This window comes from Pedobacter sp. (assembly GCF_041645105.1).
GTDB lineage: Bacteria > Bacteroidota > Bacteroidia > Sphingobacteriales > Sphingobacteriaceae > Pedobacter.
On sequence record NZ_JBAZQQ010000013.1, the window covers coordinates 1 to 12,828 of the forward strand.

Genomic DNA, 12,828 nt, shown 5'->3' on the forward strand with positions numbered 1-12,828 from the left:
CGATAATAGCTGAATACTGGAAAAATACCAAAGGCAGCATGAAATTAGCTGATCAATGTTTTGAGATGTATGCTAAATGCCAGGAGATATGCCAATGTGAAGGTGAAGAATAATGGCAGAAATATTTCCACCTGTGCAACCGGAATTAGCCTAATTGATAAGTCTTTGAAGGATTAAGCTTGACAAACGCTAAAGTTTTACCTATAATAGCAGCAAATACCATTAAAGGGAGGGGTTATTATGGTAAGAAATGATATTAAAAAAGAGATGAGGATAGGTTATAATGTTAAAGTTAGTGTAGAGATAACGGAATCTGATGCGTTTGAATTTGGCAATTTGGTAAAGAAGGAAGAGGGATGTTTTGAGATGAATATTAGTGAAGAAGATGGGATAAGCATAGACAAATGTGAAAAAGCACTTTTACGGACAAATCATGCAGCAATAAGAGATGCTATATCCAAACATTTAACAGAGGTTTCAAAAAAAAAGCCTTAAAACCAGGAAGCAAAGAGGAGTTGGTAATTGATAATAATCCATATCAGGTAGATGGAGAGGTTGGGAGATTTACATTTAGGACACATAGTATAAAAAGAGATGGGAAGATCGATTATACTACAAAGTCTATATTTCCAAATATAGGTAACAGTGAGTGGTATAAAACCAGTGGATTCAAAGAGATAGCAATGATCTATGGAACAGCAGAAGAATCTTATAGAAAGACAGCAGGGTTGATAAACCGTATAAGATATCAAGAAAATGCCACACCAGTTCGAACCCTTGGAGAGAATACAGAAACAGAAGGAGCGAAAATACTTGATTTTGTAGAGAAAAAGACAACAAAGATTTTATTAGAAAACAACTTCACAGAGGAAGGAAGCCCTAAGAATAGATTCGAGAAAAGCATAAAGAAGCCAATATTAATCCCACAGGAAGAGGTAAAGAAAGTTATTGCAGAATGTGGTTTATTACCTGAAGAAATAGTTGAGATTGAGAAAAATCCTGTACCATATGAATCTCCTAATGAGACTGTAAATATATCTATCGATGATGTGCTGACAAAAAAACAGAAAGAAAAACGAAGCAGTAAAGAGAATATAGTCGAAGAATCAGAAGGCAAGAAATATATTCATAATACTGTGGTGCATATTCATAAAGATGGAAAATCTTATATTATAAATGGTTATGGCGTAAGTAAAGTTTTGCGGATACTAATTGGATTCTTGCTTAATAATGATCAACTAAAGTATAGATTGCAGTTTTTTGTGGATGGTCAGAAGACATTACAGGCAGGGATATTGAAAGCTTTTTCCTGGTTTGGTAACATAGGATTGATATTAGATTGGTATCACTTAGAAGAGAAGTGTAAGATGCAATTAAGTATGGCAATGAAGGGACGAGATATTCGTAATGAAGTTCTCGCTAAATTAAAGCAACTTTTATGGTATGGGATGATAGATAACGCAATAGAATATGTAAGGTTATTAAATAAGGATTCTATAAAGGATAGCGGACAATTAGAAGTGCTTATAAAATATATAGAACGCAATCGACCATATATTCCATGTTATGCAATAAGGAAGAAGTTTGGACTTCGTAATTCAAGCAATATAGGTGAAAAAATGAATGACCTTGTCATTTCAGGTAGACAAAAACATAATGGCATGAGTTGGTCTACTGATGGATCAGTAGCCCTTGCTTGCGTAACAACGATAAAAAGAAACAAGGAATATGAAAAATGGTTTGAAGAAGGCAATTTAGAATGGAAATTAGCAGCTTAATTTCCGGTTGCACAGGTCGAAATATTTAGGATTCATTACCAGGGAATTGCAAGCGTTGAGGATAACGGAACAGTTTAATCCAAAGGATTACTACATCCCCCGCACCAAAACCGCCCTTCTCCAATCCCTGAAAGATTTGGGCGTGAAGGGAATCACGAAGCTGAGAAAGATGGGGTATAAACAGCTTTTGGTGATATATGCGAAGGCAAGGAGGGAAAAGTGTTAAATAGGGATTTTGATTGGCATGTTTTTATTATCTTTTTTATTATTTTTTCAGTGGTAATCAGGATAATTGTAAAATTTTTCAAGTTTTGAGAGCGATGGGGTATCGGCAGTTGGTGGCAATTTTTCACAAGACGAGAATTGCCGCCTGTGGGTCAACGCAGGCTTACGCTCAATCGGCAAGGAAGTGGTAAAAATCGAGAAAAAGGTGACCGCTGGTATTCTGGTGAGCTTTTCTGAAAAAGAGTGGGCTAAAATCGAAATTTGAGGGTGAAATCAAGATAAGAATAGGAGATGAAATATATTAAAAATAACTTGACAAAATATGCAATATATGTTATACTATAAAAGGCTAAGAGAAATGGTATTAATAATGTAAATTAGGGCAATTTATGAGATAAAGAGACAGTACCGTTTTCTTTTAGCCAACTCATGGATTGCCCTTTTTTTGTCCTATGGAGGTATTTATGAAGATTCCTTTTGGTATGATTTTAGACCCTAATAAAATTGAGTTTTCTTCAGGGGGAGTTTATACGATGGCAAAATATAAAATAAATGGCAAAAAATGGAAAAAATCTCACATTGTATATGCTTTTTATAATCAAATCACATTGATTGAATTACAAAAAATTCTTAATAGTAGTCTCATAGTACACCATATTAATGGGAGAAAAAAAGATGATTCTGTTGGAACCTTACAGTTAATGGTTAACGAAGAACATTCTGCTCTTCATGCGAAGGGTCTCCCGATGATAAGACATAAAAAAAATCGGCAGATAAGTATTAGATGTATATCAGATATGGAGAGCGATGATATTGTTTATTTTTTGCAAAAACAAATGGCAATAGAAGAAATTGGATGGAAATTGCTAACCCCCATGAAAGCACTTAAAGAGTGGGTAAGAAATACTGGATAGAGAAATATGGGTACAAAGGAATACCCTTTTTGGGTAAACTCTTCATTTGATATGCTTGATTAATTAATCTCGCATGTCCAACAATCGGTAATTTTGGGCTTAATTGATTTTAAGGATTCAAGGGGAATTAAAATGGTTTGTGTTCAATGTGGGAAAGAGAAAAAGAACCAAAAATACTATGGTTGTTTCTGCGATGCTTGTTATGAAGCATCACAGATTAATACAAGTATCCCAGTTTGTTGTCAAAATTGTGAATACTTTGCAGTAGACTGTTATGGTGATTTTGCTACACCATATGTTTTATGTCAAATAGGGGTTGCGTTACCAACAAAGAAGAAATCTTGTAAAAGGCAGAGTAAAGTAAAAAAGGAGAAAAATCATGATAGTTAGAATCACTTTTCTGGATGAGCAGAAGCAACCGTATGTTATGCTTTTTGGAGACTCATACAAAACATGGGATGATCAATGCCAGGAATATTTCTATGACAAAATCAAGTGGTATGATAAAACCACATTGACAAAAAGGGAATTGTTTGGCATCCAAAAAGTGGAGGTATCACGGTCAAAGTGGGTAATGGCTGGGTTGAAGTGTTGTGGAGAGGAAACTTTTCAGGAAGAATTAAATAGGGAATGGTGCCAGGACAATGAGCCTGATAACCTAAAACCAAGGCAATATGCAAAGATGAATTTTGAATACAATAGAAAAGTAGAAGAGACTATTTGCGATATGTACCACAGACGGTTGAGGCATTTGCAGGATTAAAGATGGAGGGATGAAAAAAATGTTTAATGTTGAGGAAGTGGCAGAATACACCAAGATAAGTAAAAAACGCATTTATGAAATGATTGGGAGCGGGCAAATACCATATAAAAATATTCCTGGGTTGACACCCCAATTTGACAAAGATACGATAGATGATTGGTTAAAAGTATACAAAAAGAAATTTTAAATGGAACATACAATCTTTCGCAGAAATCAAGGAAGGAAACCCCTATCGTTCCAGATAGTGGGATGAATTTCTTCTTGCCATTCCCTATATTATTGAAAATAATATTTGACATTTACAGAAAAATATGATATACTGTTATTGGCTAAGAGAAACGGTGTTAATATGTTAAATTAGGGCAATTTGTGAGATAAAGAGACATTACCGTTTTTTTTAGCCAACTCATGAGTTGCCCTTTTTTTGGAGAAAAAATGCCAAAAGGAATATATGTAAGAAATAAAAATCATAAAGAAATACTGGATAGAGCCAGAGATAAATCAAATATAACCTTAAGAGGGAGACAGGCTTGGAATAAAGGATTAACTAAAACAATATATCCAAAATTATCCGGCGGCGGCAATAAAAAAGGGCATCATCATACAGAAGAAACAAAGAAAAAACTGACCGTGAGTATTATTCTTCCGAGGGGGTAACAAATGATGATATTGTAGAGTATTTCAAGGAAGATATTTGTCCAGAATGCGAATATTATGATGAAAAAATGCCTCATAATTGCGGGGGAGAAAGGATGTATCTCTGTGATAATTTTGAGAATAAGGATCAAAAATGAAATCAATGAGGGACAAAATTATAGGAGTTAAAAATGCCAAAGATTAAAAGGAACATTGATTGGGGTGCGGTGATTATATTGACTATGTTGATTGCCGGCGGGATACTCGCTCTGGCTGTGGCGTGGCTTGGAATCACCGCAACGGACACTAAAATGCCAGTAGGTACAGTCAACCAAGAGGTGAAACAATGAAAAAAGATTTTTCAAAATTGCCTAAATGGGCAAAAGAACAGTTTCAAGAATTATAGGTACAACTTGTTGTTGCAAAAAGTCGAGCAACCTTTTTGAATAACCGGATTGATACTTTGGAGACCATGAATAATATCGTGGCTGACCCTGTGCGGACATGGTTCACGGTTGCCAATTTAGAAAAAAACCCTTTCCTGATGATGTGCTGATACTATACACTCTTTCTCCACAGGGTGCATTCCCTGCTGTACATCTTCACCAAGGGGATTTGTTTTTTATTGGACGAGGGGACAGGGAAGCATATCCAAGAAGAAAAAAGGATGGTGAATAATGAAACGATATACATTATATATTCCGTCGTCTGGTGCGGTGGGTTCTGTCGCCGTAAAGTTGATAGAAAAACTGAAAATTGATTGGGTATTAATCAATACCAACACACCTAATGGGCTGGCAGAATATTCACTAATAGCCGATATTCTGGATGTTAAGACAGAATCCTTTCCGTTGTTGATGGAATATAATATTGAAACAACAGAGAGAAAATACTGGCAAGGGCTGAATGTGATTTATTTTTTGGAGGGGCAGAGAAAATGAGGTTAATACAGCTATCTAAAACGGCATATGTAAATCCTGAAAAAGTAATTATGATACAGCAAGAAAGTGATTATATCCGTGGAGGGCTCTGGAAAGAAAGAGTTATAGTATATCTGGAGGGTATACAGACAGAAGTGTTTGAAGAAAACAGAACATATACCGATTCTTTGTTTGTGGAATCGATGTTTAGTCTTGAGGAAACTGTAGGGATGGTGAAAAATGAAAGTTTTAGCAATTGATCCGGGTAATGTTCAATCAGCATATGTGGTATGGGATGGTGAAAAAATCCACGAAATGGGGAAGGTTGAAAATAAGAAAATGAAAGGCATTATTGCTGATTATCTTGTTGCCACGAGTTATTGCCTTGCCACGCAGGACTTTGTAATAGAGAAAATCTGCTGCAATGGTATGGCAGTCGGGGAGACGGTTTTTGAGACCGTGTTTTGGACAGGGGTATTCGCAACCGCTATTGACGATACCTATCCTGAATCAGTTATTCGTGTCCCTCGCAAGGATGTAAAAATGCATCTGTGCGGCACAATGCGGGCTAAGGATAGCAACATCATTCAGGTATTAAAGGATCGTTTTGAACCTGAATTGCAACCGAAGCAAAGACCAAAGGGATTATTAAAAGGGGTCAAGGCGGATATATGGCAAGCGTTGGCTCTGGCGGTGTATTATTTTGATACGAGGGTGAAAAATGATATTTTTCAAGAAGACAAAAAACTATAAACCAAAAACATCCAGCCATGATATTCAAAAAGCGATTGAGTATTATTTGAAAACAATCGGTTGGACGGTGAAGATATTTTAGGAAAAGCCTTCTTATTCTCAAAAAAGGTGAACCAGCAATTTTCATTGAGTGCAAGAGCAAAGGGAAAAAACCATCCCCTGAGCAGGTAGTGTTTTTAGAGTTGGTTAATTCGTCTGCCGGAACAAAGGCAATCTGGGCGGATAGTTTTGAGATGTTTATGACAGAATTCACGAAGGTCAGGCATAGTGCTATAGCTTTGAATATCATCAATGCGAGAATGATGAAGAGGTAAAAAATGAAAGAAATCAGGATTAATGTTTTTGAGTTGACAGGAAAAAATATGGTGACGCAAGATGATGGGGAAGTCGTGTATGCAAGGATCTCAAGAGCATGGAAAGAGACAGATGCCATGTTGATACTTGACTTCCAGAACATTGAAACCGTGGCTGCTTGCTGCCTGAATATGGCAATCGGACGGCTGTATTCAGAATACACCAGTGAGGTTCTCAATACACGGATTAAGGTTGAGAATATTGATAGCTATCACATTGGATTGACAAAGAAAGTAGTAGAGAACGCAAAAGAATACTACAAGAAGCAGGCGGATGAAGTTGAGCAGAAGAAACAGTCGGACGAGTGGGAAAAAAGAGATAATGAGTTAATGATGTCTGCGTTAATGGTAAGCATGATGTGAAAATCTATTATTATGTATATTTGTAAAATAATTTCAAAACAATGTAAAAAACTTCTTGACAAAATAATAAAAATATAGCATAATAGTATTATCTTGAAAATGGACGGAGATATAAAAATGAGTGAGATAAAGATTGAATTAAAACCTAAAAATGCCACGATAAGATGTAATGGGAGAGGGTTTAAATATGCGGTATTAAACATCCCTAAAATGTTTGTGGAATATCTTGGATGGAGTGGGGATACTGATGTATCGATTGTGGCTGACCACGAACAGATGGTCATAAGAAAAAGGGAATTGGAAGGGGTTTGATATATTTGGGGCAGATTAATTGCAAGACGGCAAAGCAGAATAAAGTATTCCTCCCGGTGTATAGATACTGCTTTCTGCCCCAAAAAAACTACTAATGTATAGACTGCCAGGATGAGACCCGATGTAAAGGGGATTGCGACAATTTTAATTTGAAAGATTTCTTTCGTCTGGCAGTTTGTAAATCGGTAGTGCTACGGCTAAAGGTTATTCGCCACGGCGTGGGCTTGAGGCGATAGGAAAGCGGGCGGGATAGAAGGTTTGTCATCCCCGTAAAAAACCGTAAAGAAGACAATTCACCACGGACCGATAGGGTGTTGTGATTCAGTGGATCGTGGTAGCACGGTCGGTCACAGCACCCGCTGAATTGAATCCTGCTGGCAACGAATCCCCCTGCCATGTTTCTCCCCGTTCCATGGCTATACTGCCAGTAGGGTTCAATTGAGGAGTCGTCTAAATGGGAGGACACAAGATGTTAAACTCTTGAATAAAGGTTCAAATCCTTTCTCCTCAGCCATGAGAATCCAAGGGAAGGGGTGATACAGTATGATATGTGATATTTGTAGATATAGTATAGTAGAAAAGTATCCACTCACATATGCTATAACGGCATATAATATATGTAACCTTCACCACTGGACAGACAACGGGTATGGTTGCAGTTACGGTGAAACTGAGGGGGATTATTTGAATAGGAAATATGCAAAATGTTTGGATGAATAAAGGTGGTGATGAATAATGCCAGATGAAGTAAAAGCCGAACGGGTTGACTGGAAAGGCAGGTGCCTTGCTGCTGAAGCTGAACTTGTAAAATCACAGGAATCACTTGTTTATTTTGTGAAGGGGAAGGACGAGGCAAAGGGTATGCTTTTTCAGCTAAGAGACCAGTTGCAGAAAAACTGTGATGAGTTGGGGAGGTAAAAAAATAAAAAGGGGGTAAAAGATGAATCCAATACCTTATGCATACGGGTCAGATGGGTTGCCACTGGAGGATGATTACGAAGATCCATTAGGTGGTGATGGGGAAGATGATTAAATTTGACGAAGAAAAACATGAATACAAATCAAATGGCGTTATTGTCCCCAGTGTTACTCAGGTTATTCAATCGGCAGGATTAGTCAATTTTGACTTCGTTGACCCTGAATTGTTGGCACAGAAGGCGGATATAGGACGGAAAGTTCACAAGGCTTGCCAAATGTATGATGAAGGGACGCTGGATGAAGAGATGTTACATCCGTTGTTGGCTGGATATTTAGAAGGCTGGAAACGATTCAGGACAAAATTTAATTATGTGCCTCAAGAACACGAAGGGCAATTATACTCTCCAGTGTTGAATGTGGCTGGCACATTTGATAGTTTATCCATCACAGAAGGTAAATTGGTGGATATTAAGACGGGTTGTAAGTCAAAAGCTCATCGGGTACAGATAGAGGGATATGCGTACCTGATAGCAGAAACGAGGAGTATTAAAGCCAAGGAGAAAATGGTTGTCTACCTGACAAATAAAGGAGGGTACAAGGTGGACAAGTGGAAGGTTGACCAGGGCAGTTTAATAGTTTTTTTGGCGTGTGTAACATTATCAAACTTCAAAAGGGGGTAGGGGGAAATGGCAGAAACGGCATTGGTAAAAGCAGTACATAGTATCAGTGAAGAGGAGACGCAAGCAGTTGGAATTATGATACAGCAAGCAAAGAGTATTGTAGTTTCCACGCAAGAACAGAACCTTGTGGCGGTAGCATTTCACAAGGCAATAGGGGTAGAGAAGAAGAGAATTGACACCCAAAGAAAATCACATACAGAGCCATTAGACAGGGAAAAAAAGCAGATAATGGATTCATACAGACCATTTATGGAAACTTTGGAACAGGCAGAGAAAATTGTTAAAACCGCAATTATTGGGTATGCCAAAGAACAGCAGCGATTGGCAAGAGATGCACAGGCTAAACTTGACAGAATTGCCGAGAAGGCAGCACAGGACGAAAGGGATAGAAAGGCTTTACAGGAAAGGCAATGGAGAGAAAAAGAAGAAAAACTACTTGCCGAGGGTAGGGTTGAAGAAGCGGCTAAGGCGGCGGCTAAAGCTGACCAGAGGGCGGAAGAGGCTGAAAGTGTGCAGGTGCAAAACGTGTTAGTAGCACCACCACCCAAGGCGGCTGGAGTTTGTTTCAAAAAAACTTGTAAAGCAAGGATAATAAACGAGATGTTGATACCGAGAGAACATTGTTCACCGGATCAACGGAAACTTGATAAATTTGCAGGAGACACAAATGGAACGATTGTGGTGCCAGGGGTGGTATTTTACTTTGAGGATAGTATGTCAAGGACAAGGGGCTAAGAAGGGGGTAAAAGATGCGGCAATCTGAAAGTATTAAAGAAATTGCAACGGCATTAGCAAGGGCACAAGGGCAGATTGAAGGAGCAAGGAAGGATGCAAATAATCCTTTTTTTCACAATGATTACGCTGACCTTTCCTCTGTATGGGATGCGTGTCGGCAACCATTATCAGATAATGGTCTATCTGTTAGTCAAACAACAGATATTAGTGAGGGACAATTGGTGTTAAACACTACATTATTGCATAGCAGCGGAGAATGGATTGAAGGTATTTATCCTATTAACCCAATAAAAAATGACCCACAAGGGTATGGTAGTGCCATCACTTATGCCAGACGGTACACATTGTCCGCCATTGTGGGAGTTGCCCCAAAGGATGATGATGGGAATGTTGCTTCTGGAGTTGGTGACAAACAAGGGAAACAAGGGGCTATTCCTGAGCCAACTGCAAAAAAGGCTGAAACAACTCCACCACCGCCAAAAGATATGACTTTTAACGAGATGGTGAAAAGGCTGTTGGAGATTAAAAGCATCTTTGAATTGAAAAACTGGTGGGGAAAACATAAGGAAGAAATCGGGAGATTGCCTAAGGCAAAGGGCAAAATCATTGAGGATAAAAAGGATAAACTCAAGGAACATTTTCAAAGAGAAGAGGATAAAAAAAAATCTGATGCAGTAACCCCATTATTGGTTGAATTACCTATTAATGGGTTTCAACTTCCAGATGAATGGAAAGATACCCCTATCGAATTGTTGCAACAGGCACGGACAAACTTGGGGTTAGACCATCTTACTTTTATGCAAATTTACGAGGATAATGGAGAAAATGATGATACAATTGCCATCGATTTAATAGACGAAGTTAATAGATTATTTGAGGAACAGGCGGTGGCAGGAAGAAAGGTGATTCTCTGCCCGAACAATAACTCAAACGCAAAGGAAGTCTATTGCAAAAAGCAATCATGCTTTGAGGGTTGTCCTGAGTGGAGCTAAAAACTGGGAGGCGAATATGATACAAAGTTGCGTCCATGGGAAACTCTGGGGATTAAAAACACCAGAGAAAAAACTTGACTACAGGGGATTAACGGTGAAACCCACTCGACAAAGCAACGGCATCGTCAGGGCATTGCTACTGACAGCGGTGGTGGCGGTTATTGCCCTGTGGGTAGGGCATCAGACACAGTGTTTGCGGAAGGCGTTGCAGACTGAGGGCAGGGAATATGGATATTATACAGGAGGAGGAAAATAATAATGCAGAATAAAAATGATTTGGATGTAAAGGATAATGGTAACTCTTCGGGACATGTAGTTGCAATAATACCCCTTTATGTGTTTGCAATTTTTCTTATAATTTTCATGATTATAGAAAAAAACAAGACTACGGAACAGATTATCCGTTTTGAAAAAGCTGTAGTAGAAGAGAACAATAGGTTCATGGAGGCTGTTGTAGAAACAGTTAAAAATCAAGGAGGGGAATGATGGGATATTGGTACTTTTTAATCTGTAAACAATAAAAAATTAAGCATATTGTTTGAAAAGTATACAGGGGAAGAGATACGGTTGGCGGTGCAAGAAATAAATATGGAAGATGAAAAAGATAAAAGGGGGATGAGATGAAGAGAATTATATTGGTATTGGCAATCTTGATAGTAGTCGGAGTCAAAGAGGCTCAGGCAAATGATTATTGGGCTGGTTGTTTTGGCACACAAACCGATACTTTTTACACTCTGCATGGAGAGTTTAAGGTATTGAAAAGTTTAGTCATGCAAAGTTTTGGGAGAGATTTCGCATCAGATAAGATGTCCATTATTTATCAGCACGACCATTTGCAATTACGATTACACGATGGGTTATTATTAGAACTTTGGTTGGTTGATAATGACCTTATGACATTAGAATATCCTTCTTTTTGGTTTAGATACCTGCCTAATGAGAAAAATGTTGTTTTGTCGAAGAAAGTTCGTTTGTCAAAATTCAAGAGACAATACGACAAGGAATGGCAACGGTTTGAAAAGGAATATGGGAAGAAAAAAGACGAAATTAAAGGAGGGCAAAGATGAAAAGATTATTTTTGGCAATGGTAATGGTTGGATTGATAGCAGGGGTGGCAGGGGCGGAAGGAATGGGAAAGATTGCGGATAGTCCTATCACGGGAACACGGCTAATGACCGCAGACGAAGTGCTGATGGTCGATTGCATAGAGAGGATAGAGAGGGCAGTGGTTGTAATCAGGCAAGCGTTGGAGAATACTGCCCAATTGACGGACAAAGGAAAAGGAATTCGTGCCGGTTACTACATGCAGTTTGATGTTGGAGCTATTGCGGTGAGGCTGTTTGATGAGGCGAAAAGGATGAAAATACCTATTGGGTGTACATATCAGATTAGTGCTGACAAGGTATGCCCTATGTGTGCCAGATATATGATGGAAATGACAAAACCGTGGCAATTATGGATATGTGACCAGTGCGGTTATAGTCTTTGTGCAGACAAATTTAATCAAGTGAAAGGGGGTGATTAATGATGCTAAAGGCGGAGATGGTCGAGATAATCCAGAAAAGCGTGTCTGGTGTAGCTAAGAAGGACGCAAACACGATATATGTCAATCTCTTTGCAATGGTAGGTGAAAGTCTACAAGCAGGGGATGATGTAACATTGGGGCATATAGGCACGCTCAAGGTTGCAACCAGAGCAGCCAGACAGGGACGCAATCCAAGAACTGGCGTGGCAATTGCAATACCAGAAAAGAAGATTGTTGTATTCCATACTTCGGCTGGGATGAAAAAGGCGTTGAATGATTGATTTTGAGAAGGGGGGATACGGTGTTGGCTGTGTCCCCTGGGATGAGGAGGAAACTTGAATAACAATATGTCGCTTGGCTTTGACGGAAGTAAGTTCCCAACAGGGTATAAGCCTCATAGAAAAGGGTGTATTTCCCCTAAATTGTGTAGGGTTTGTTAAAGCGTATGTCAATAAAGGAGATTGTCCGGTAGATTTGGATTGTTTAATAAAAAGTGTAGAGAGACCGGAAGGGATGAGAACGGATTCTGAAATATATAGAGAGGGGGAATAATGGGAAAAATAAACGAAATACACATAATAGGTAGAGTATCACAGTCTGGAGAGATCAAGCCAACAGCAAACAATCTGCTGTATAAGTTCTCTATTGCGGTGGACGGTGGCAAAGGCAAACCATCCAGCTTTTTCAACATCACGGCATGGGACAAGATGGCTGAGGAGTGCAGTAATATAATCACGAAAGGGGCGGTGGTGTATGTTGAGGGCTACCTCAAGCAGGATACATGGAAGGATAAGACCACTGGGGCTAATAGAAGCACAGTAGGGATTGTGGCAACACATGTTGAGCTTGAAGAGGATGGCAAGGGGCAGACACAGCAGAAGGCAGAGGAATTGCCAGTTGATGATGACCCGTATGGAGAATGCCCGTTTTAATCTAAAAAAATATATAAGGAGGTAGTTTC

The 12,828-nt window shown here is 38.8% G+C and carries 20 protein-coding genes and 1 tRNA gene; all 21 read left to right on the plus strand.

Annotated features, from left to right (window positions below; all coding sequences use genetic code 11):
- Positions 1–240: 240 nt before the first annotated feature.
- The 21 genes from WC623_RS24005 to WC623_RS24105 all read left to right on the plus strand — a co-directional run bounded on the left by WC623_RS24005 (position 241) and on the right by WC623_RS24105 (position 12,799).
- Positions 241–495, plus strand: a complete 255-nt coding sequence (locus WC623_RS24005; RefSeq protein ID WP_372855968.1) for a hypothetical protein — start codon at positions 241–243, stop codon at positions 493–495.
- A gap of 20 nt (positions 496–515) precedes the next feature.
- Positions 516–1,778, plus strand: coding sequence for a hypothetical protein (locus WC623_RS24010; protein WP_372855970.1), 1,263 nt, complete (start codon positions 516–518; stop codon positions 1,776–1,778).
- Between the two features lie 689 nt (positions 1,779–2,467).
- Complete coding sequence (locus WC623_RS24015; RefSeq protein ID WP_372855972.1) at positions 2,468–2,917, plus strand: hypothetical protein; 450 nt, start codon at positions 2,468–2,470, stop codon at positions 2,915–2,917.
- 379 nt (positions 2,918–3,296) lie between these two features.
- Entirely contained in the window at positions 3,297–3,680 is a 384-nt protein-coding gene (locus WC623_RS24020) for a hypothetical protein (RefSeq protein ID WP_372855974.1), read from the plus strand.
- 10 nt (positions 3,681–3,690) lie between these two features.
- On the plus strand, positions 3,691–3,867 hold the full coding sequence (locus tag WC623_RS24025; protein WP_372855976.1) for a helix-turn-helix domain-containing protein: 177 nt from the start codon (positions 3,691–3,693) through the stop codon (positions 3,865–3,867).
- A gap of 248 nt (positions 3,868–4,115) precedes the next feature.
- Positions 4,116–4,337, plus strand: a complete 222-nt coding sequence (locus WC623_RS24030; RefSeq protein WP_372855978.1) for a hypothetical protein — start codon at positions 4,116–4,118, stop codon at positions 4,335–4,337.
- A gap of 656 nt (positions 4,338–4,993) precedes the next feature.
- Positions 4,994–5,257, plus strand: a complete 264-nt coding sequence (locus WC623_RS24035; protein WP_372855980.1) for a hypothetical protein — start codon at positions 4,994–4,996, stop codon at positions 5,255–5,257.
- The gene (locus WC623_RS24040) at positions 5,254–5,496 is read left to right on the plus strand and encodes a hypothetical protein (protein WP_372855982.1); all 243 of its coding nucleotides are present in this window, start codon (positions 5,254–5,256) and stop codon (positions 5,494–5,496) included. Before WC623_RS24035 ends, WC623_RS24040 begins: the two co-directional genes overlap by 4 nt.
- Positions 5,477–5,989: a hypothetical protein gene (locus tag WC623_RS24045; protein ID WP_372855984.1), complete on the plus strand. Its 513-nt coding sequence runs from the start codon at positions 5,477–5,479 to the stop codon at positions 5,987–5,989. Before WC623_RS24040 ends, WC623_RS24045 begins: the two co-directional genes overlap by 20 nt.
- A gap of 362 nt (positions 5,990–6,351) precedes the next feature.
- Positions 6,352–6,705, plus strand: coding sequence for an STAS-like domain-containing protein (locus tag WC623_RS24050; RefSeq protein ID WP_372855986.1), 354 nt, complete (start codon positions 6,352–6,354; stop codon positions 6,703–6,705).
- A gap of 99 nt (positions 6,706–6,804) precedes the next feature.
- Positions 6,805–7,017 (plus strand): hypothetical protein, encoded by a 213-nt coding sequence (locus WC623_RS24055; protein ID WP_372855988.1) that lies wholly within the window; start codon positions 6,805–6,807, stop codon positions 7,015–7,017.
- Positions 7,018–7,456: 439 nt separating this feature from the next.
- Positions 7,457–7,531: transfer RNA gene (locus WC623_RS24060), tRNA-OTHER, on the plus strand.
- A gap of 221 nt (positions 7,532–7,752) precedes the next feature.
- Complete coding sequence (locus WC623_RS24065) at positions 7,753–7,935, plus strand: hypothetical protein (protein WP_372855990.1); 183 nt, start codon at positions 7,753–7,755, stop codon at positions 7,933–7,935.
- A 107-nt stretch (positions 7,936–8,042) separates the two neighbouring features.
- The gene (locus tag WC623_RS24070) at positions 8,043–8,615 is read left to right on the plus strand and encodes a hypothetical protein (RefSeq protein WP_372855992.1); all 573 of its coding nucleotides are present in this window, start codon (positions 8,043–8,045) and stop codon (positions 8,613–8,615) included.
- Positions 8,616–8,621: 6 nt separating this feature from the next.
- The gene (locus tag WC623_RS24075; RefSeq protein ID WP_372855994.1) at positions 8,622–9,350 is read left to right on the plus strand and encodes a hypothetical protein; all 729 of its coding nucleotides are present in this window, start codon (positions 8,622–8,624) and stop codon (positions 9,348–9,350) included.
- A gap of 14 nt (positions 9,351–9,364) precedes the next feature.
- The gene (locus WC623_RS24080; protein ID WP_372855996.1) at positions 9,365–10,342 is read left to right on the plus strand and encodes an ERF family protein; all 978 of its coding nucleotides are present in this window, start codon (positions 9,365–9,367) and stop codon (positions 10,340–10,342) included.
- A gap of 258 nt (positions 10,343–10,600) precedes the next feature.
- A complete protein-coding gene (locus WC623_RS24085) occupies positions 10,601–10,828 on the plus strand; it encodes a hypothetical protein (RefSeq protein WP_372855998.1) in 228 nt (75 codons plus the stop codon).
- A 134-nt stretch (positions 10,829–10,962) separates the two neighbouring features.
- Complete coding sequence (locus WC623_RS24090; protein WP_372855999.1) at positions 10,963–11,409, plus strand: hypothetical protein; 447 nt, start codon at positions 10,963–10,965, stop codon at positions 11,407–11,409.
- Entirely contained in the window at positions 11,406–11,867 is a 462-nt protein-coding gene (locus WC623_RS24095) for a hypothetical protein (protein WP_372856001.1), read from the plus strand. Before WC623_RS24090 ends, WC623_RS24095 begins: the two co-directional genes overlap by 4 nt.
- Before the next feature lie 2 nt (positions 11,868–11,869).
- Positions 11,870–12,148 (plus strand): HU family DNA-binding protein, encoded by a 279-nt coding sequence (locus WC623_RS24100; protein ID WP_372856066.1) that lies wholly within the window; start codon positions 11,870–11,872, stop codon positions 12,146–12,148.
- A 270-nt stretch (positions 12,149–12,418) separates the two neighbouring features.
- Positions 12,419–12,799, plus strand: coding sequence for a single-stranded DNA-binding protein (locus tag WC623_RS24105; protein ID WP_372856003.1), 381 nt, complete (start codon positions 12,419–12,421; stop codon positions 12,797–12,799).
- The last annotated feature ends 29 nt before the right edge of the window (positions 12,800–12,828 follow it).